Origin of the sequence: Streptomyces sp. NPDC058683 (assembly GCF_042716195.1) — a bacterium.
In the GTDB taxonomy this organism is placed as follows: domain Bacteria; phylum Actinomycetota; class Actinomycetes; order Streptomycetales; family Streptomycetaceae; genus Streptomyces.
In genome coordinates this window covers 131758-151252 of sequence record NZ_JBHXSK010000023.1, presented here as the reverse complement: position 1 = coordinate 151252, position 19495 = coordinate 131758, and the positions used below count along the sequence as shown (strand labels likewise).

Annotated in this window: 16 protein-coding genes; 12 read left to right on the top strand and 4 right to left on the bottom strand. The window is 69.5% G+C overall.

All coding sequences use genetic code 11. The annotated features are described in order from the left end of the window. The first annotated feature begins 55 nt into the window (after positions 1–55). The 8 genes from ACFWXC_RS25885 (at position 56) to ACFWXC_RS25850 (ending at position 7994) form a co-directional block, all read left to right on the top strand. Positions 56–1153 carry an enolase C-terminal domain-like protein gene (locus ACFWXC_RS25885; protein ID WP_384482371.1) on the top strand — a complete coding sequence of 366 codons (1098 nt, stop codon included), beginning with the start codon at positions 56–58 and terminating at the stop codon, positions 1151–1153. 32 nt (positions 1154–1185) lie between these two features. Continuing rightward, positions 1186–2571 carry an ABC transporter substrate-binding protein gene (locus ACFWXC_RS25880; RefSeq protein ID WP_384482369.1) on the top strand — a complete coding sequence of 462 codons (1386 nt, stop codon included), beginning with the start codon at positions 1186–1188 and terminating at the stop codon, positions 2569–2571. Continuing rightward, positions 2568–3500 carry a carbohydrate ABC transporter permease gene (locus tag ACFWXC_RS25875; RefSeq protein ID WP_384482367.1) on the top strand — a complete coding sequence of 311 codons (933 nt, stop codon included), beginning with the start codon at positions 2568–2570 and terminating at the stop codon, positions 3498–3500. Before ACFWXC_RS25880 ends, ACFWXC_RS25875 begins: the two co-directional genes overlap by 4 nt. Continuing rightward, positions 3497–4411, top strand: coding sequence for a carbohydrate ABC transporter permease (locus tag ACFWXC_RS25870; RefSeq protein ID WP_384482365.1), 915 nt, complete (start codon positions 3497–3499; stop codon positions 4409–4411). Before ACFWXC_RS25875 ends, ACFWXC_RS25870 begins: the two co-directional genes overlap by 4 nt. Before the next feature lie 160 nt (positions 4412–4571). Then, positions 4572–6266 (top strand): class I mannose-6-phosphate isomerase, encoded by a 1695-nt coding sequence (locus tag ACFWXC_RS25865; protein ID WP_384482363.1) that lies wholly within the window; start codon positions 4572–4574, stop codon positions 6264–6266. Further along, positions 6263–7231 (top strand): ROK family protein, encoded by a 969-nt coding sequence (locus ACFWXC_RS25860; protein ID WP_384482361.1) that lies wholly within the window; start codon positions 6263–6265, stop codon positions 7229–7231. The genes ACFWXC_RS25865 and ACFWXC_RS25860 overlap by 4 nt, the downstream gene beginning before the upstream one ends. Positions 7232–7241: 10 nt before the next feature. Beyond that, positions 7242–7559 (top strand): hypothetical protein, encoded by a 318-nt coding sequence (locus ACFWXC_RS25855; RefSeq protein ID WP_384482359.1) that lies wholly within the window; start codon positions 7242–7244, stop codon positions 7557–7559. 147 nt (positions 7560–7706) lie between these two features. After that, positions 7707–7994: a hypothetical protein gene (locus ACFWXC_RS25850; RefSeq protein WP_384482357.1), complete on the top strand. Its 288-nt coding sequence runs from the start codon at positions 7707–7709 to the stop codon at positions 7992–7994. Positions 7995–9260: 1266 nt separating this feature from the next. Here the strand turns inward: ACFWXC_RS25850 and ACFWXC_RS25845 are convergent. Beyond that, on the bottom strand, positions 9261–9869 hold the full coding sequence (locus tag ACFWXC_RS25845; RefSeq protein WP_384482356.1) for a TetR/AcrR family transcriptional regulator: 609 nt from the start codon (positions 9867–9869) through the stop codon (positions 9261–9263). A gap of 94 nt (positions 9870–9963) precedes the next feature. Between ACFWXC_RS25845 and ACFWXC_RS25840 the strand changes: the two genes are divergently transcribed. Continuing rightward, positions 9964–10710 carry an SDR family oxidoreductase gene (locus tag ACFWXC_RS25840; RefSeq protein WP_384482354.1) on the top strand — a complete coding sequence of 249 codons (747 nt, stop codon included), beginning with the start codon at positions 9964–9966 and terminating at the stop codon, positions 10708–10710. A 391-nt stretch (positions 10711–11101) separates the two neighbouring features. Here ACFWXC_RS25840 and ACFWXC_RS25835 read toward each other — a convergent pair whose 3' ends face one another. After that, on the bottom strand, positions 11102–11749 hold the full coding sequence (locus ACFWXC_RS25835) for a hypothetical protein (RefSeq protein ID WP_384482352.1): 648 nt from the start codon (positions 11747–11749) through the stop codon (positions 11102–11104). A gap of 13 nt (positions 11750–11762) precedes the next feature. Beyond that, a complete protein-coding gene (locus tag ACFWXC_RS25830; RefSeq protein WP_384482350.1) occupies positions 11763–13268 on the bottom strand; it encodes an alpha/beta hydrolase in 1506 nt (501 codons plus the stop codon). Between the two features lie 208 nt (positions 13269–13476). Here ACFWXC_RS25830 and ACFWXC_RS25825 point away from each other — a divergent pair, with 208 nt between their 5' ends. From ACFWXC_RS25825 to ACFWXC_RS25815, 3 genes are all read left to right on the top strand, one after another. Next, positions 13477–14661 carry a sensor histidine kinase gene (locus ACFWXC_RS25825; protein WP_384482348.1) on the top strand — a complete coding sequence of 395 codons (1185 nt, stop codon included), beginning with the start codon at positions 13477–13479 and terminating at the stop codon, positions 14659–14661. Further along, positions 14662–15339, top strand: coding sequence for a response regulator (locus ACFWXC_RS25820; protein ID WP_384482346.1), 678 nt, complete (start codon positions 14662–14664; stop codon positions 15337–15339). 168 nt (positions 15340–15507) lie between these two features. Then, positions 15508–17352 carry a GNAT family N-acetyltransferase gene (locus ACFWXC_RS25815; RefSeq protein WP_384482344.1) on the top strand — a complete coding sequence of 615 codons (1845 nt, stop codon included), beginning with the start codon at positions 15508–15510 and terminating at the stop codon, positions 17350–17352. A 15-nt stretch (positions 17353–17367) separates the two neighbouring features. Here ACFWXC_RS25815 and ACFWXC_RS25810 read toward each other — a convergent pair whose 3' ends face one another. Continuing rightward, positions 17368–19263 carry an AMP-binding protein gene (locus ACFWXC_RS25810; RefSeq protein WP_384482342.1) on the bottom strand — a complete coding sequence of 632 codons (1896 nt, stop codon included), beginning with the start codon at positions 19261–19263 and terminating at the stop codon, positions 17368–17370. Positions 19264–19495: the final 232 nt, after the last annotated feature.

Genomic DNA, 19495 nt, shown 5'->3' with positions numbered 1-19495 from the left:
CGAGTACCCCGCGTCCGAGCCGACACCTTTCTCCCTACAGAAGACGAAAGCCAGGATGAAGATCACCCATGTCGAAGTACACCGGATCGATGTTCCGGCAGCCAGTCCGCCCTTCCGCTGGCGCGACGGGCTGAGCGGCAGCGCTCCGGTGGGCGACGGCGCGGTCCTGCACATCGGGACGGACGAGGGAGCCGAAGGAGTCGCGCTGTTCGCCCGTCCGGGCGCCCACCTCGTCCTGCGGGACCTGGTGGACCGGGTCTTCCGCCCGGAACTGGTCGGAGCCGACCCGTTCCAGCGGGAATGGCTGTGGCACCGGGTGTGGGAGCTGGACCGTATCCACGAACTCCCGCTCCCCACCCTGGGCCTCATCGACATCGCACTGTGGGACCTGGCCGGCCGCTACCACGGCGAGCCGGTCTGGCGCCTGCTCGGCGGCTTCCGGGACGCCATACCCGCCTACGCCTCCACCTCGACGTTCGCCAGTACCGCGGAGTTCCTCGACGTCGCGGACCAGTGCCTGGCTCTCGGGTACCGGGGCATCAAACTGCACGCCTGGGGCGACGCCCGCCGTGACGCGGAACTGTGCCTGGCCCTGCGCGACCACGTCGGTCCGGACGTCCCGCTCATGTACGACGGCTCGGCGGGCTTCGACCTGCCCGACGCGATCCGGCTGGGGCGGGCACTCTCCGAGGCCGACTATCTCTGGTACGAGGAGCCGATCCGCGAGTTCAGCATCTCGGCCTATCAGCGGCTCGCCGAGACCGTGGACGTACCGCTGCTGGTGGCGGAGACCTCCGACGGAGCGCACATGAACGCGGCGGACTTCATCCGGGCCGGTGCCGCCACCTTCGGTGTTCGCGCCGGCACTACCCTCCGGGGCGGCATCACCGGCGCCATGCGCACCGCGCATCTCGCCGACGCCTACCGGCTGCGGGCCGAGGTGCACGGTTCGGACATCCCCAACCACCACCTGTGCATGGCCATCTCCAACACCACCTACTACGAGTCCCTGGTGACCGCGACCACGGTCGTCCGCGAACGCCACGTGGACGACCGTGGCCTGGTCCACGCCCCCACGGGACCCGGCATCGCCCTTCCCCTCGACCTCGGCTACGGCAGCCAACTCCTGCCGTTCGTCGAGCAACCGCGCTGAGCGGCGCAAGAACAGAAAGGCAAGGAAAGACGATGGAGTCTTCCCGATCTCCGAGAACCGGCCGGCGTCACTCGCTGCTCCGCGCGGCGGCAATCACGCTGTCCCTGGCCACCGCGGCCGCCCTGGCGGGCTGTGCCAGCGCCGACACCACCACCGATTCCTCCTCCAAGCAGTCGGCGTTCAAGCCGGTCGCGCAGAAGGCGGGTTCGCAGATAACGGTGTGGGCCGACTCGACCAGGCTGCCGTCGGTGCAGGCGTACCAGAAGTCGCACCCCGACGTGAAGATGAAGATCGTCACGTACGACGGCGGCGCCGACGGATCGACGTATCTGCAGTCGAAGGTGCAGCTGTTCGACAGGACCGGCAGCGGTTGGCCGGACGTGGTGTTCGGCACGCCGACCGACGTGACCTGGGCGTCGGAGGCCACCAAGCCCGGCGCGCGGCCGTTCGCCGCACCCCTGGACGAGAAGCTCGTACCGCAGAGCACCCTGGACGGATTCGCCAAGGGTTCGCTGACGCCCTGTCAGTTCAGCGGTCACACCTACTGCATGCGCAATGACATCGCGCAGGTCCTCCTCTGGTACAACAAGTCCCTTATGGACAAGTGGGGTTACAAGGTCCCCGCGACGTGGCAGGAGTACGAAGCCCTCGGCAAGCAGGTCGCCAAGGAGCATCCGGGCTATCTGGTCGGCTCGGTCGGCGACACCAACTCCCACGAGTCGTACTTCTGGTCGGGCCAGTGCCCCGCGTTCAACCTGGTGAAGCCCGACACCCTGCGCACCGACCTGCAGGACCCGAAGTGCACCCGGATGGCGAAGCTGCTGGACAACCTGATCAGCGCCAAGGCCATCGCCACGCAGGGCTTCTTCAGCCAGGGATTCGCCAAGAACAGCGGCAGCAAGGTCCTGATGGCCTACGGCCCTTCCTGGTACGGCCAGTACCTCTTCAAGGCCGGCTTCAAGACTCCCGCCAAGCAGATCGCCGCGGCGCCCCCGCTGACCTGGCAGGGAGAGAGCACGACTGCCACGGGCAACGTCGGCGGCGGCGTGTGGATGGTGTCCTCGCACAGCGCCAACCTCAAGGCGTCCACGGACGTGGTCACCTGGCTGACCACCTCCGACGAGAACCAGGCCACCGCGCCCACCTATCCGGCCTACACCCAGGCCGCGAAGGCCTGGCTGGCCAACCCCGCCAACAGGAACTACTTCGCCAATGATGTGAGCGATCCGTTCGAGCAGGCCGCGAACGAGGTGTGGACCGGCTGGTCGAACACCAGGTTCTCGGACTCCACCGCCTGGTCCAGCGTCGTCCTCCCGGCTCTGACCTCCGGAAAGAGCCTGACCGACACGCTGCCGGCCTGGCAGCAGGAGATCGCCGACGAGGCCAAGACCCAGGGCTACAAGGTGGTCGATCAGTGACCTTGCTGGAGACCGAGCGCGTCGCCGTCTCCCCCTTGCGCCGCGGCACCACGCCGCGGCGCGAGGGTCGCGGTCGCGCGGGCTACTTCTTCGTCGCCGGCTACGCGCTGCTGCTGCTCGCGTTCGGCGTCTTCCCCACCGGGTACGCGTTCTACCTCGCGTTCACCAATGACCGGGGCCAGTTCACCGGCCTCAACCAGTTCGTGAAGGTCATCCAGGACTACCGCTTCGCCCCGGCCTTCACCCACATGCTGATCTATCTGGTCATGTGGCTGGTGACCCTCGTCGTCCTGGTCGTGCTGACGGCAGTGGTTCTGCGCAGCCGCGTGCGTCCGGGCACCTCGGCGCTCTTCCGCTTCCTCTACTACATCCCCGGCGCCCTCGCCGGAGTGGCGAGCGTTCTGGTCTGGCTGTTCATGCTGGACCCCGACGTCAGCCCGGTGTCCTGGCTGCTCACCAGCATGGGGTTGGAGACGTTCGCCGCCGCCCTGGCGCCCGGCAACCTGCCACTGATCCTCATGCTGATCGCCTTCTGGACGGGCGCCGGAGGCTGGATGGTCGTGATGTACGGGGCTTTGAACAACATCCCCGACGAGGTGCTGGAAGCGGCCCGGATGGACGGCGCGGGCCCGTGGCGGACCGCCTGGCACATCCAGATCCCGATGATCCGGCAGTGGATCGTCTACATGACGATCATGGCTTTTGCGACGGGCACCCAGCTGTTCGTGGAGCCCCAGCTTCTCCAGACCGCCAGCCTCGGCCGGGTCAGCCCCACCTGGTCACCCAACCAACTGGCCTACGTCTACGCCTTTCAGCAGGGCGACTTCAACGGCGCCGCCGCCATCTCCGTCGTCCTCCTTGCCGTAGGACTCCTCGCCGCCGGGCTGCTGGTCGCGCGCTCGAACCTGTTCAAGTTGGATGAGAAATGACACAGACCGATCTCTTCCTGACGGCCATGAGGCGGCGTGTCCGTCCGTCCAGGACCCTTCCCTTCCTGGTCGTAGGACTCCTCCTGGCGTTGCTGCTGGTGTTCTTCGTGCTGCCGGTGATCTGGCTGCTGCTGGCACCATCGAAGACCGCCGGTGAAGTGGTGCGGGACAACCCCCTCTCCTTCGGTTCGTTCCATCAGATCGGCACGGCCTGGCGGCACCTGTTCGCCTTCCAGGACGGCGCCATGATGAAGTGGCTGCGTAACTCGGCCGTCTACTCGGGCGGTTCGCTCATCCTGACGCTGGCCGTCAGCGTTCCGGCCGGCTACGCGCTGGCGCTGACGAAGTTCCGGGGACGCAAGACGCTCCTCGTGATCACCCTGGTCACCATGATCATGCCGCAGGCCACGCTGGTGCTGCCGGTCTTCCTGGAGCTCAACCGCTTCCATCTGATCGGCACCGTCTGGTCGGTGATCCTGCCCTTCTCCTTCTACCCGTTCGGTGTGTACCTCGTGTACATCTACTTCGGCAGCAGCCTCCCCAGGGACCTGCTGTCGGCCGCACGGATCGACGGCTGCACCGAATGGCAGCTCTTCTCCCGCATCGCGCTCCCGCTCGCCAAGCCGGTGGTCGGACTGGTCGCGTTCTTCAGCTTCGTGGGCAACTGGAACAACTTCTTCCTGCCGTACCTCGTCCTGCCGAACAGCGAGCAGTTCCCCGTCCAGGTGGGCCTGAACCAACTGCTCACCTCGACGCCGTCCTTCAACCCCGTCGCCGGCGCCGGACTGAACATCACCATCCCCGAACTCGCCCTGGCCATCATCATCGCCATCCTGCCCGTGCTGGTGCTCTTCGTCTTCTCGCAGCGCACGCTGGTGTCCGGGATGCTCGCCGGAGCCAGCAAGGAATGAGCGGCTTTGCGCCGCTCCCTTCGCCACGTGCGTCCACGGCGCCGTCCATTCGCCCACCGCGATCGCCCACAGCCACCGCAGAGGGTCATCGGCCGCCTGTCCTCGTCACGACCGTGCCGTCTTCCCGCCTCACTGAAACCCTGTCCGCAAAGGAGACCGTGTGTACCGGCTCGATCCGCGCTACGCCCCCGCCCCGCAGGCCATCTTCCACACGGGATGGCAGGCAGTGGCCTCCCAACTCCCCGAAGGCCTCGCGGTGGTGGCCGTCGACGGTCCTCCGTCCGTCGACTGGTCCCTTCTCGGCGATCGCCTCGCACACGAGCTGACCGGGCGCGGCACCCCCGTCACCCTGCTCGACGTACGGAGCCACTACGCACGGCCGGAGCACATAAGGAGCCGTACCGAACGGCCGGCAGACGCCGACGACCCCTACTTCCGCAAGCTCGCCGACAACCCCCTCGACGACCTCTTCGAGATCCTCCCGGTATCCACACCACCTCAGGAGGGGCTGCTGCTCGTCTACGGGCCCGGCGCCGCCCTCGTGGATCACGACCTGCTCTGGTACGCCGATGTGCCCAAGCGATACGCGGAGGCCGCCGTCGGCGCGGGTGAGCCGGGCGCCAACCTCGGTCTGCCGGGCGAGAAGCCCGACTTCAGGCGGCTGTTCTACGTCGACTGGCCGATGATCGACCAGCACCGCGACGCGCTCGCACCCCGCCTCGACGCCTGGCTCGACATGCAGCGCCCTGACCACCCGGCATGGATCGACGGAGCAGGCCTGCGCGCCACCTACGGCGCCCTGGCCCGCAAGCCCGTCCGCACCCGCCCGTACTTCAACTCCACCCCCTGGGGCGGCCATTGGGCGCAGCGCGAGCTCGGCTTCAACCCCGACTCCCGCAACACCGCGCTCGGCTACGAACTGATCGCGCCCGAGGCCGGCATCCTCATCGGCACCGGACCGCAGGCCCAGGCCGAGGTGCCGTTCCAGCTCATGTGCGTGCTGGAACCGGAGAACGTGCTCGGGGCACAGGTGCACGCCCGCTTCGGCACGTCCTTCCCGATCCGCTTCGACTACCTGGACACCGTCGGCGGCGGCAGCCTCTCCGTGCACTGCCACCCGAAGGAGCCATATATGCGAGAGCGTTTCGGCTGGGACTACACCCAGCACGAGACGTACTACCTGACCCGCGGTAGCACCGACACCAAGGTGTACCTCGGCCTGCGTGAGGATGCCGACGTCGACGCCTTCCGCAAGGAGGTGGAGAGGGCCGTCACCGACGGAGTGCCCATGGACCCCGAGGACCACGTCCTGGCCTTTCCCGCCGAGCAGGGCCAGCTGTTCATGATCCCGGCGGGCACCCCGCACGCCAGCGGCGCGGGCAACCTCGTGCTGGAGATCAGCGCCACCCCCTATCTGTACAGCCTGAGGTTCTACGACTGGCTGCGGCCCGGCGCCGATGGCAACCCGCGCCCCCTGCCCTACGAGCACGGGTTCGCCAACCTGGAGACCGGACGACGCGGTGAGGCCGTCGCCCGTGACCTGGTTCAAAAGCCGCGCACGCTGCGCGAGGGCACCGGTTGGCGGGAGGAGGTCATCGGCGCGCTGGCCGAGATGTTCTACGAGGTCAGGAGGTTCGTGCTCGACGCCGGGGCCGAGGCGGCCGACGACACGCAGGGACGGTTCCACATCCTGAACGTGGTGGAAGGGGAAGGCGTCACGGTGCACACGGCGGCCGGAGACCGGCACGAACTCGCCTACGCGGAGACGCTCACCGTGCCGGCCGCGGTCGGCCGCTACACGCTGCGAGCGGTCGGTGGCGGCCCGGTGCGTGTCGTGAAGGCGTTGGTCCGTTGATTCCTGTCCTGGAGATCGGCGGCACCCATGTCACCGCGGCGCTCGTCGACCTGCGCGACGGTCGCGTCACCAGCCGTACGCGCAAGCCGCTCGACGCGGACGGCGATGCCGAGGGCATCCTCGGCACCGTACGACACTGCGCCGACGGGCTGTCGGTACCTCCTGGTGCGCGGTGGGGCGTGGCGGTGCCCGGGCCGTTCGACTACGCGAGGGGGGTTGCTCTCTTCAAGGGCGTGGGCAAGTTCGACGCCCTGTACGGGATTGACCTGCGAGCGGCACTCCTCGACGGACTGCGGCAGCGTCCCGGCGACGTCGTGTTCCTCAACGACGCCCACGCCTTCCTGACCGGCGAGTGGTCCGCGGGTACCGTCCGCGGGCACCGTCGCGCCGTGGGCATCACGCTCGGCACCGGTGTCGGCTCGGCGTTTCTCGCCGACGGCCGCATCTGCGACAACGGTCCCGGCGTACCACTCGAGGGGCGGATGGACCTCACCGAGATCGATGGCCGGCCACTGGAGGACACCGTCTCACGACGGGCGATCCTCGCCCGCTACGGCGACCCCGCCGCCGATGTGCACGACATCGCCGGACGAGCCAGAGCGGGGGAGGAGCGGGCCCGGCGGGTGCTGGACGACGTCTTCACCGGACTGGGCGTCGTGCTGGGCCCGCGCCTGGTGGGCTTCGGGGCGACCGCCCTGGTCGTCGGAGGCTCCATGGCCCGCTCCTGGGACCTCGTCGCCCCCGCCCTGTCCACCGGTCTCGTGACCGGGGGCTGGACGCCGGACGACCCACGTGCCGACGCGGATTCACTGCCTCCCAGAGCCCCGGAGCGCCCCGCAGGAGACGCGCCCCCTGGCCCGGGTCACGCCTCGGCGGCCGGCGCACGGCGTTCTCGTGAGATGAAACCTGCCGACCCCGCGGGGGACGCCGCACTGATGGGCGCGGCCCGCGCGGCGGCGGCGTGAGACCGACGAGGTGAGGCACAAGCGAAACCGGTCCGACACCGACCCCTACACCGGTCAACTGCGCGAACAGATCACCTACAACGGCTCGACGCCCGTGACCGTCAAGGTCGACGACCCCTGGCTGAAGAAGACGGCCACCCAGCACACGTCATACGCCGACACCGAGGCGTACTACGTCCGCACCGCGAAGACCTACACCCACACCAATCTAACCGCCGCGGCGAAATGGCGTACCAGCGCCACCTCGACCACCGACTTCGACGACTACGGCATGCCCACCAAGGTCCACGACGAGGGCGACACCGCCTTCACCGGCGACGAGACCTGAACCCGCACCTGGTACGCCCGCAACGACGACCTGGGCGTCAACTCCCTGGTCTCCCACACCCGCAAGGTCGGCCAGGCGTACTCGGTCACCGGGAGCTCCCTGTCCCTGCCGGCCTCCTCCGCCACGCGCGGTGACGTCCTCTCCTACATGGCCACCGTCTACGACGACACCACGGCCACCAGCGGCGAGCGCGCCCCGAACTCCTGGCAGACGCTCTCCAAGCTGACCTACGACACACTCGGCCGCGTCCTCGCCTCGACCGACGCCGGCAGCAACACCACAACCACGGTCTACACCCCCACCGCAGCCGGCCCGCTGACCCGGACCAAGGTCACCAACCCCAAGTCCCAGAACATCTACACCTACGCCGACTACGCCCGGGGCACACCCACCAAGGCCTACGACGTCAACAACAAGATCACCGAGAGCACGTAGGACGCACTCGGCCGCGAAGCCGCCACCTGGCTGCCCAACCGCTCACACTCGCTGTCGCAGAGCGCCAACTACACCTACGACCACTCCGTCACCAACGACGCCCCGTCCTGGACGTCCACGGCCACGCTCAAGACCGAGGGCACCATGTACAACACCACCTACACCCTCTACGCCTCCATGCTGCGCGCCCTCCAGACGCAGTCACCGACCGCGGTCGGCGGAAGGCTGCTGACGGACACTCGGTACGACATCCGCGGCCTAGCGTGCGAGACCTTAACCGACATCTGCGACTCGACGGCGTATCCGTCCGGCACCTACACGCGGGCGGAGTACGGCGAGGCGCCCGTAGACCGAGGTCGTCTTCGACGGAGCAGAGCGCCCCACGTCGAACACCCTGCTCGTCTACGGCGAGCAGAAATGGTCCACGTCCAGCACCTGCACGGTGACTCCACCGCCACCGCCACCGCCACCACCGCCGTCGCCGGCGGCTCGGCGGTACGGACCCCGACAAGGGCACAGCCACCACCGGCTACACCAATCTCGACCAGACCTCGTGGACCAAGGACGGCGCGGGACGCGTCACCGTCATCGCCTACGACGTCCTCGGCCGCACCACCGACAGCTGGAGCGCCGCTTCCAACGCCGACCTGACGTCCACGCTGGAGGAACAGGTCGACGCCAACAAGCTCACCTCGGGTCGGCTGGCTGAACTCGGTTCTCCCGGCCGAGGGATTCGTCAACCACGCTGTCGAGTGGGTGCAGCAGTTCGTAGGGCACTCGGAGCCGGCCCTGATCGCGGCCAACAAGTCGCTCCGGGAGACGTGCCGGTTGCCCTTCCGCGATGCGGTGGCAAGGGACGCGAGATCTTCATGCGCCACTTCGCCCCCACCGACATGGTCGTCAAGCGCAACCGCCGTTGACAGATGTCAGAAGCACCCCGACCCGTACGGGCCCGCATCGCCCGTACGTCCCGACCGTACGGACAGGCGCAGAACCGAAGCTCTCAGGAAAGAGACAGGCGTGGACCGCACGACAAGGTCGCGGTCGTCGCCGATGCGGCACGGCGCGCCGTCGACGGCGCGGGTGAGACGCGTTCGTCCCCGCCGCAGGCACAGAGTGGCGGCGACCTGGCATCCGTGAGCCGACGGCGTATGGGTGGGCACCCGCCTGGTCGCCTCGCGTGAGGGGAGGGCTGGCATGCATGAAGGTCCGGCACCCGGCAGGCGCCGGCTGGGTAGGTGTTCCGTCTCCGATGCCAGGAGGTCCTTAGCAGAGTGGCCAGTTTCGCAGCGCGGCGTCAGCCATCGCCTGAAGTTCTGCACGGCTGACGCCGCTCGCGGCTTGCACGGCGATGCCGAAGGCCAGGGTGGTGACGTAGCGGGCCAGGAGCGCTGGATCCGCCTGCGGAGGCAGGTCGCTGTCCTCGACGGCTTGCTGGAACCGCTGCCGTAGGCAGGAGCAGCCGTTGTTCCGCCAGGCGGCGAGGAGGTCACGGACTGCTCGTCCGGAGTCGCCGACGGCCAGGGCGCTCTGGACTCCCATGCAGCCGCGGGGGCGCGCCGGGCTTGTGGTGGTCCGGATGGTGCCGTTCAGGATCGCAGTGGCGGCGCCCAGCGCGGTTGGTTCCTTGAGGGCGCGCTCCAGGTAGGCGCTGGGGCCCTCGGTATAGCGCCCTAGGGCCTTGCGGAAGAGCTCCTCCTTGTTGCCGAAGGCCGCGTACATGCTGGTGGTGGAGATGCCCATTGCTTCCGTGAGGGTGGCCAGGCTGGCGCCCTCGTAGCCGTGCTCCCAGAAGACCAGCATGGCGCGCTCGAGTGCTTCGTCGGTGTCGAATCCCCGCGGTCGGCCGACGGAGCGGCTCTGTCTGGTGCCCACCCTTCACAGACTACTCCTTCTGTATTGATCGCTGCAGAAGTGCTACGTTCGAATTCTGTAGCGATCGATGCGGAAAGTTGGGAAGGTTATCGCCGTGGGACTGTTGGAAGGAAAGACCGCTCTCGTCACCGGGGGCAGCACGGGTATCGGTCTGGCCAGCGCTGTGCGGCTGGCGGCCGAGGGGGCGCATGTGTTCATCACCGGTCGGCGTAAGGCGGAACTCGACGCGGCCGTCGAATCGATCGGCTCGGCGACCGCCGTGATCGGCGACATCGCGGACCTGGCCGATCTGGACCGGCTCTACGAGGCGGTCCGGGACCGTGGACAGGGTCTGGACGTCCTGTTCGCGAACGCATCCGTCGCGGAGTTCGTCCCGTTGGAGCAGATCACGGAGGAGCATTTCGACACGCTCTTCGGGATCAACGTCCGGGGCACACTGTTCACCGTCCAGAAGGCGCTGCCTCTGCTCAACGACGGCGCCTCGGTGATCCTGAACGGCTCCACCAACGTGGACGTCGGCGCGGAGGCGTTCGGCGTGTACGCGGCCTCCAAGGCCGCCACCCGGTCCTTCGCCCGGACCTGGGCCAACGAGCTCAAGGGCCGAGGCATCCGGGTCAACGCCGTCACGCCCGGCCCGACGGACACCCCTGGCCTGTCGGGACTCGCTCCCGATCCGGAGCACGCCGCCGGCCTGCGGCAACACCTGGCGGCGCAGGTTCCACTGGGCCGACTCGGGCGCCCGGAGGAGATCGCCGCCGCTGTGGCCTTCCTCGCCTCTGAGCAGAGCAGCTTCATCACCGGTTCGAGCCTGTACGTCGACGGCGGCCTGAACCAGATCTGAGCTCGAAGACAGTGGCGCCCGGCCGGGCCGAGCTTGTTCCAGCAGGCGAGCCAGAGGGCCCCGAGTCGGCCGACCGGGCACACGAATGTCAGCCCTGCCACAGCAGCACGAAGGCGAGGCGGCGGGCCAGAGTGTCAGCGGGGAGAGCCAGGCTCGGCCGGGCGGCACACCGGCATACGCTGCCATCTCCTGGACGCGGGACCGCAGGAACCCGTACGCGAGTTCCCGAATCAAAGGACCTCGCGTACGGAATGACGGCTACGTCAGCCATGCGGTCGATGGTGACAGCGCGAACGTTGCCTGATGCGGCACTGGACCAGCCGGGCGGCTGGGGCGTCGCGATGTGGGGGTGGATGCCGCTCGCCCGCGGCGGCTCGGGTGGTCGGGTGGATCAGCCTGCTGCGCCGTCCAGCAGGTGGCTGTGGCGCAGTCGAAGTGCCCGTTCTGTGCTGGCCGCCACGGTGGCGACCCCGATCGCGATGTTGCCCCACTTCGGCACGTCGATGGGCGAGGTGAAGGTCCCGGTGTGCTGGGCGATGCCCTCGGACTTGGTGAGCTGTTCGGCAAGTTGCGGGACGAGGACGGTCAGGGCGGCGACGAGCACGCACAGCGAGAGGAGACCGAGGGCGCGACTCAGCGCGGGGTGCGCGCGGTCGAGGCGCGCCCGGCGGCCCTCGGCGGAGTCCGGTACCAGCTGGCACTCGCGGCCTTCGTCGGTGACGTAGTGGCAGCGCTTGAGGCCGAATCCGCTCATCTTCACTTCGACGGTGCCGCCCTGGACGGGGAAGACGGCAGGGAGCTTGGACACGGCGTGCAGCCTGCCGTCGAGATACAGGTGGGCCTTGACGTTGCCGGACGACTGGTTCTGCCAGTGCCTGACGTCGACGGCGTAGACCGCCTCGTGGCCGTCGTCGCCCGCAAGCCGCAGATGGAACAGCGCGCGGAACGGCAGCTGCCACCAGCGGAAACGCTGCAACGCTCGCCCGTCCCCGGGCATGACACGCTGTACGGCACGACGGTGCCGCCACTCCTTGAGCATGCGTCCGCTCCCGTTACTTGTTCGGCTCGACCAGCTTGTTCGGCTCCACCGCGCAGGCGAGGTCCTCGGCCGGGCGCTGTCCGTCGGCCAGGAACGCTGTCACCGCGTTGTTCGCACACATGTTGCGGCCGAACGGGTAGACACCGTGCCCGCCCTGGTCGGCGGTCACCATCGTGGCCCGGTCGCCGAAGGCCCGCCGCAGCTGCATGGCGCCGGACAGGGGTGTTCCCGGGTCGCGTTCGTTCTGCACCATCAGTACGTTCGACGGGCCGCGGTCACCGATCCGCACCGGCGACTCGACCCGACTGTCCGGCCAGTACGCGCAGGGCTTGATGTTTCCGGTGGTCCCGCCCAGCATCGGGTACTTCAGCCGGTCGATCGCGGCATTGCGCTGGTAGTCCCGGACCTTGCCGGGCCAACGTGAGTCACCGCAAGTCACGTAGAAATGACTGGCCAGGAGGTTCTCCGAGGTCGGCGGCGGAGTCGGCAGCGGCTTGCCCTTGTCCAGCGCCTGCCATTCCTCGGCCAGTTGGGGCATGAGGCCCTCGACGTAGAGGCGCTCGAACGTCACCCCGCGGAACAGCTTCCCGTCGATGCCGCCGACCGGTTCGGCGTCCAGCCGCTTCGCGAGTTCGAAGAACTTGGCGGTCACCTGCTTCGGTGTGGTGCCCAGACCGTACTCGGGGTGCGTCGCCGCGTACGCCGCGAAGTCCGGGAACCGGTCCTCCATGCCGCGGCCGAGCAGGCGGAAGCTCGCGAGGGCGTAGCCGCCCGGGCCCAGGTTGCTGTCGAGCACGATCCGGTCGCCGCGCTCGGGGAACAGCGTTGTGTACACCGCGCCGAGGTAGCTGCCGTAGGAGGTACCGAAGTAGGAGGCCTTCGGCTCGCCCAGCGCCGCCCGGATCCGGTCCATGTCGCGCGCGGTGTTCGCGGTGGTGGTGTGGGGCAGCATCCACGCCGTCCGCGACGTGGCGCACTGTTCGGCGATGGTCCGCGCGTACGGCGCCTCCTTGGCGACGTCGGCCGCGGTGTGCGCGTATGGCGGGAAGTTGCCGCGGGCCTGCTGTTGCGGTGTCAGGTCGCAGGTGACCGGCGTGCTGCGGCCGACGCCACGCGGGTCGAAGCCGATCACGTCGTAGGAGTCGAGGACGTCCTTGGGCAGACCGGCGTCGGCGAGTTGGGCCGGGTAGGCGATCCCTGAGGCACCGGGGCCGCCCGGGTTGGTCAGCAGCACACCGCGGCGCTTCGAAGGGTCCTTGCTCGCCAGGCGGGAGACGGCGATCTCGATCTGCCGGCCGTCGGGATCGCGGTAGTCCAGCGGGACGTCGAGGGTCGCGCACTCAAGACGGGGCGTGTCGGCGTTCTGCGATGCGGCCTTCTGCGGACACGGGCCCCACCGCAGAGAATCCGGCGTGGCAGTCACCGTGCCCGGAGTCGCCGTTGCAGTTGCCGACGCTCCCGAAATCGCGGCCGCCGCGACTGCGGTGGCGGCGAGGGCGAGGGACAAGGTCTTGCGCATCTGGTGTCCTCCTGAGCATGCGCACGAGGTCGCGCGCCGAAACGATCGGGTGACACGTACGAGTCTGGGCATCCGGCGTCACCGGCACATCGGCCCGCCGGCCCGAGTCGCCCTAGACCAAAGTCGAGGTGGTGATCCGACCTTGGGAGAGGGCGGGCTTGGACCCAGGGTTGCTGCACCGGCCGCACGGTTTCGCGACAATGACCGGATGAACGCGGACGTCGCGCCACGGCTCGGGGAGTGGCAGCAGACATGGCGGCTGATGGCGGCCGCGGCCCTGGGCATTCCCTTCTGGGTCGCCACCGGTGCGGCGCTGCCGCGGGGGTGCGCGAGCGACACGTGCTCCTGGATCGTCACCGGTGATCCGTTGGTGGCTCTCGGCTGCCTGACGGCGCTCCTGTGGCGGCGACGGTTCCCGCTCGCCGTCGCCCTGGCGGTCGCCATCGCCTCGGGCGCGTCGACACTCGCCGTCGGTGCCGCGCTTCTGGCTCTCTGCTCGATCTCCACTCGTCGCCGTCCGGTGGAGATCGGAGTTGTCGCGCTCGGCTACGTGGCCGCGTCGCAACTCATCCTCGTGCTCTACCCGATCGAGAGCCCGCCCGGCTCGCTATGGCTCCAACTCGCACTCCCGACACTGAGCGCGGGCATTGCGGTGGCCATGGGCGTGGCCATCGGCGCAGGCCGCGGCGAGATGCGGTCCCTGCGGGAGCGGGCGGAGAGCGCGGAGCGGGAACAGACCGCACGGGAAGCGCAGGCACGGGCCCTGGAACGGAACCGTATCGCCCGGGAGATGCACGACGTGCTCGCGCACCGCATCTCCCTGGTCGCCATGCAGGCCGGGGTGCTGGACCACCGCGGCGACCTGCCCGCTGAGCAGAACCGTACGCTGATCCGTGGCATCGCCGACGGCTCCCACCAGGCGCTGGAAGAACTACGAGACGTCCTCGGTGTGCTCCGCGCCGACCCGGGCCGCCCGGAACCGCCCCAGCCCTCCCTCGACCGCATCCCGGAGCTGGTGGCCGACGCCCGCACTTCCGGACTGGACGTCACGCTCACCACCACGGTGACGGGAAAGCCGTCCGACGTCGTGGGACGAACCTGCTACCGGGTCATCCAGGAAGGACTGACCAACGCCGCCAAACACGCCCCGGGCGCCGACGTACACATCACCGTCGAAGGAACAGCCGGCGACGAAATGCGCGTAAACGTCCACAACACCCCGGCCACCACGACGACCACTCAACCGCCGGCATCGGGATTCGGCCTGCTCGGCCTCGCCGAACGCATCGCCCTCGCCGGCGGAAAGCTCAGCCATCACCCGACACCCGACGGCGGATACGTCCTCACCGCGCACCTACCCTGGCCGAACCACGACCACGAAAAGAGAAGCTGAGTGGACAGCGAGCGGGAGCCGGTGCGTGTCGTCATCGTCGACGACGAACAACTGGTGCGCCTTGCACTACGACTCGTCATCGACGGCGAACCGGACCTGACCGTCGTCGCGGAGGCGGCCGGCGGGGACGCTGCGATCACCGTGGTGGACGAGCAGCGACCGGACGTCGTCCTGATGGACATCCGGATGCCCGGCCGTGACGGCCTCAGCACGACCCGGGAACTCCTCACCCGGCCGGCGCCGCCCCGGGTGCTCATGCTGACCACGTTCGACTCCGACGACCTGGTGCTCGGCGCGCTGCGCGCCGGAGCCCTCGGGTTCGTCCTGAAGGACACCCCGCCGGCGCGGATTCTCGACGCGGTGCGGACCGTCGCGGACGGGAACCCCGTGCTGTCCCCGGCGGCCACGGCACGAGTGATCGCCGCAGCCACCGGGCCGCGCTCCTCCGAGGCCCGCCGCTCGTCCCGCGAAGCCGCGCGGCAACAGCTGTCCGCGCTGTCCGAACGAGAACTCGACACGGCCCGGGCCATCGCGGACGGTCTTGGCAACCCGGCGATCGCGGAGCGGCTGCACATCAGCATCGCGACCGTCAAGGCGCACACAGGCAACCTGTTCGCCAAGCTGGCGGTCGAAAACCGGGTGCAGATCGCCCTTCTGGTTCGCGACGCAGAGGAATGACCGGCCCCCCAGCACCCGGATGCCCCCACGTCTTTCCATCCGTTCACCTTGGATGATGCCGTACGGATGCACGGGGCGGGTGACGCGAAGGCCTCCAGGCAACCGACTTGAGCCCTAGAAGAACCCGAGCTTCTGAGGGCTGTAAGAACAGGAGGTACGGAGGTGGAGGTGCGGATCCGACCCGCGCGTGCCGAAGAGGCGCCGGCGCTGACCGAACTCGTCCTGCGCTCGAAGGCGCACTGGGGGTATGACGCGGAGTTCCTTGAGGCATGCCGTGCGGAACTCACCATCCGGCCGGACGAGATCGACGTCCGCCGGATCGTCGTCGCCGAGGCCGCGAACCTTGGAGTGCTCGGCGTCGCCTCCCTGGAGGGCTCGGCGCCCCAGGGCTGTGTGGGCCTGTGCTTCGTCGAACCCGGTGCCATCGGCCGCGGGGTGGGCCGTCTCCTGTACGCCCATGTGATGGGAACCGCCCGCGAACTCGGGTTCACCCGGATCACCATCGACTCCGACCCGAACGCGGAACCGTTCTACCGCCGGATGGGCGCCCGACCCGTCGGACGTACCCCCTCCGGCTCGATCCCGGGGCGTGAACTGCCCCTCCTCGAAGTGGTTTTCGCGCCCCGGCGCGACAGCTGGACCCACGCGTGGACCGGGGGCCGTCGCGCGGTCCACCTCGGCAATGTCGCCGAGTTCCAGTCCCAGTTCGGCCCGGCCTCCGCCTCCGCCGAGGCCGGGCACTATTCCTGCCTGGCCGCCTTCATCTCTCCGCACCCGGCCGTCCTGATCCTGCCCCGGGCGGTTCCGCGCGACTGGATCGACATGGTCGCCGGCGTCCTGGGCTGGGGACAGGTGGAGGTGTACGACGGCCTGGCAGAGCCCGACCCGGCGTCGAGCGCGGATCGGGGCCGCCGCACCGGCCCGGTCCGCCGGCTGCTCCCCGGCACGGCGCGCGCCCCCTCGGCGCCGACGGCGGGGCCGACCGGCGGTCTCAGCCGCGCCGTCCTCTCCCGCCCCGCACTCACCGAGCGGCTGAAGTCCCTCGGCCTGCCCCTCGTACCGTGGGGCCACACCCCCGCGTTCGCCGAACTCACCGGTTCGACACCGGGCCCGGACGCTCTGCGCTACGAGTCCAAGCGGGCCGCGCACGAACTGTTCACACAGCTCCAGCCCGCCCACCCGGGGATCAGAGTGCCGCAGCAGTGGCAGACGGCCACCCGACGTGCGGCGGTGCGATTGCTCAGGGCGCGCAGCCGCGCGGGGCGGGCCACCGTGGTGAAGACCGAGCACGGCGCCGGAGGATCCGGTACCTGGGTGATCCGGGACGACAGACTGTGGAACTACGGACTGTGGAACTACGGATTGAGGTCCCCGCTGCCCCATGGGCCCCTGCTCCTGGAGGAGTTCGTCGTCGGCGAAACCGGGCCCAGGGACCTGACCTTCGACGGCCTCGTGGACGCGGAAGGACGGGTACACGAGGTCGGAGTCGCCGTCATGGACGTCGAGGGCACCGCCTACCAGGGCGCCACCGTCGGCCCCGGAGTCGTCCCGCAATCGCTCGCCGAACTCCTGGCGCGCTTCGGCCGGGCCGTGGGCGAGCGGATCGCCGCAAGCGGTTATCGAGGGTGGTTCGACGTCGACTTCGTGGCCGGCCCCGAGGGCCGCCCGGCGCCCACCGAGATCAACCTCCGGATGACGGGTCCCTCCGTCGCCTTCATGGTCAAGGCACGGCTCGACGAGATCCGAGGGGGCGACCACCTCGTCCGCACCGTCGACCGCATCCCGCTCGGCGCCCGGCTGCCCGGCCCCGAACTGTCCGCCCTGCTGCGGGAGACGGCGAAGCGGTGCGCCGGGATCGACGCCGTCCTCGTGCCCTCGATCCCGACCGCCGCCTTTGAACCGGCCCCCCGTCTCGGCGTCATCCTGGCCGCGCACACCCGTGAACGCCTGGACGCGGCCGAGGCGTTGGTGCGTGCCGCCGCCCAGGACACCAGGCGGATGTTCACTCCCTAGCCCCAGGGCCGGGGGTCACTCCGTTGCCGCGGTGCCCGGACGCCGCGTCACGTACACCGCCACCACCACCGCCGCGATCATCAACGGCACATTGAAGACGTACACCAGTGCCGCCTGCCGCTCCCAGTCCGTCTTCGCGGCGAGCCGGTAGAAGTTGTCCTGCGGCCACCAGGAGACCAACAGCCAGACGATGGCCAGATGGGCCGCCGTCGTCAGGCCGCGTGAGCGACCTTGGCGCCGCATCAGAGGGCGCCCGGCGACCAGGAAAGCGAGGCCCACGCTGAAGGCCAGCAACTCGGCGGCGTACAGACCTCGGAAGAGCCACGACCACGGTGTGGGAACGTCGGCGAGGTCGGTGGAGCCCGGCCAGAACACATCGGTCAAGAACACGGCGAGCGGCAGGGCCACGACCAGCATCACGCACCCCATGCCGTACAGAAACCCTTCCGGGCCGGGGGCCGTCGCGCCACCCGCCTTGCCGTTCACCCCGCCGGCCGCGGCACGCTGCGCGGGCAGGGGCAGCAGACGCCGGTCGACCTTCCCGGCCCGGTTGCGCGGCAGCGCCCCCAGGGTCACCACCTGCGCCGGAATCTCCTGATCCGGCACCACACCCGTCAGATGCATACGTATCGCGTCGGCGTCCGGAGAGGCACCGGGAGCCGTCGGTACGACGTAGGCCACCAGCCGATCCTCGTCCACGGCGGTGATCACGGACTCCCGGATTCGAGGGTGGGCGGCCAGCGCGGCTTCGGCGCGGTGCGGATCCACGGTACGGCCGCGGACGCGAACCCGGTGTGCCAGCCGTCCGCCAAACTCCAGCAGCCCGTCCTCCCACAGCGTTCCCGCATCACCGGTGGGGAGCGCGCCGTCATCGTCGTGGCCGCCGGGGGGCGTCAGCCAGATCTCGCCCTTGCGGACCTCGGCCCGGCAGCCGGGAAACGGGCGGCCGAGCAGGCTGACCAGCCCGGGTTCGGCCACCGGACCGGAGAGCTGGTCCGTCTCGAACCAGGTGCCGCAGCCGGTGACCTCCACGGGCCCGTAGACATTGAGCAGTCGCGCCCCCGGCGCCGTCCGCCCCCGCAGCTGTACCTGTTCGTCGAGAGCGAGCCGTTCCCCGCCGAGCGCCACCAGCCGCAGACCCACCGGCACGGAGCCGTCGGGCAGTGAACGGGCCGTCACCGGGTCGGTGTCGAGCACCGTGACGCCCTCGGTGAAGGGCCGACCCCACAGCGCGGGCCCGGTCTCGCCCTCCGGCAGCACCAGCGTGCCCCCGGAACACAGGGCCCGTATCCAGCCGTAGGTGAAGGCGGCCGTGTCGGCCGGCGCGGTCACCAGATGGACGTCGGAGGGCCTCAGACCGAACACCTCGGCCCAGGACCCGTATACGGCGCGCAGCCGTGCGTGTCCCGCGGGGACGGGCCGGTGCCGCCCCGTGGTCGTGCCCGCACTGAACAGCACGGCGGCGGTGGCCCCGCAGGGCGCGGCAGGGGGCTCTGGGGAGCAGGCGTCAATGACGTCGGCGTCGGTGTCCAGACAGACGACGACCCGGCCGGCACCGTCGTCGACGCTCGGCCGAAACCTCTCATGTGTCACGACGGTGCTCGCCCCCGCCTCCGCCAGCAACTGCCCGATGTCCCCGGTCGGTTGATGTGGGCCGACCACGGCGTATGCCCCGCCTGCCTTGAGGACACCCAACAGGGCGACCAGCAGATCCGGTACCTGGTCGGTGCACACGACCACGGTCTCCCCGGGCCCGAGCCCCCTCTCCAGCAGATGGCAGGCCAATCGGTTGGCCCGCACCCCCAACTCCCCGTATGTGAGCCGGGCCCGCTCGGTGATGACTGCGGGCCGGTCCGGTGTCTCCCGCACCCACGCCTCGAACAACCCGTGAAGTTCATTCGCCCCGGCCATGACCGGTGATCATCCCAGAGACGGCACGACGCGGGAAGAGGCCCGACAGATGCCGACCCGGGACGGCGGTGGTGGCCTCGGCGAACCCGGGAGAAGACCACCGGCAGCAACGCCACCGCGCGTCGGGCGAGGCGACATGCCGCCCGGAGCCGACCGAGGCTGCGATCGTCTCAGCGGCCGTGCGACCCCGTTCGGTCGCTCGCGGTCGTTTCGGGAGTCGCGTTCCTGATAG

Excerpts from the sequence above, each read along its gene's own strand:
- ACFWXC_RS25885 (WP_384482371.1), top strand. The coding sequence starts at position 56 with ATGAAGATCACCCATGTCGAAGTACACCGGATCGATGTTCCGGCAGCC.
- ACFWXC_RS25880 (WP_384482369.1), top strand. The coding sequence starts at position 1,186 with ATGGAGTCTTCCCGATCTCCGAGAACCGGCCGGCGTCACTCGCTGCTC.
- ACFWXC_RS25870 (WP_384482365.1), top strand. The coding sequence starts at position 3,497 with ATGACACAGACCGATCTCTTCCTGACGGCCATGAGGCGGCGTGTCCGT.
- ACFWXC_RS25850 (WP_384482357.1), top strand. The coding sequence starts at position 7,707 with ATGGCCACCGTCTACGACGACACCACGGCCACCAGCGGCGAGCGCGCC.
- ACFWXC_RS25835 (WP_384482352.1), bottom strand. The coding sequence starts at position 11,749 with ATGCTCAAGGAGTGGCGGCACCGTCGTGCCGTACAGCGTGTCATGCCC.
- ACFWXC_RS25830 (WP_384482350.1), bottom strand. The coding sequence starts at position 13,268 with ATGCGCAAGACCTTGTCCCTCGCCCTCGCCGCCACCGCAGTCGCGGCG.
- ACFWXC_RS25825 (WP_384482348.1), top strand. The coding sequence starts at position 13,477 with ATGAACGCGGACGTCGCGCCACGGCTCGGGGAGTGGCAGCAGACATGG.
- ACFWXC_RS25810 (WP_384482342.1), bottom strand. The coding sequence starts at position 19,263 with ATGGCCGGGGCGAATGAACTTCACGGGTTGTTCGAGGCGTGGGTGCGG.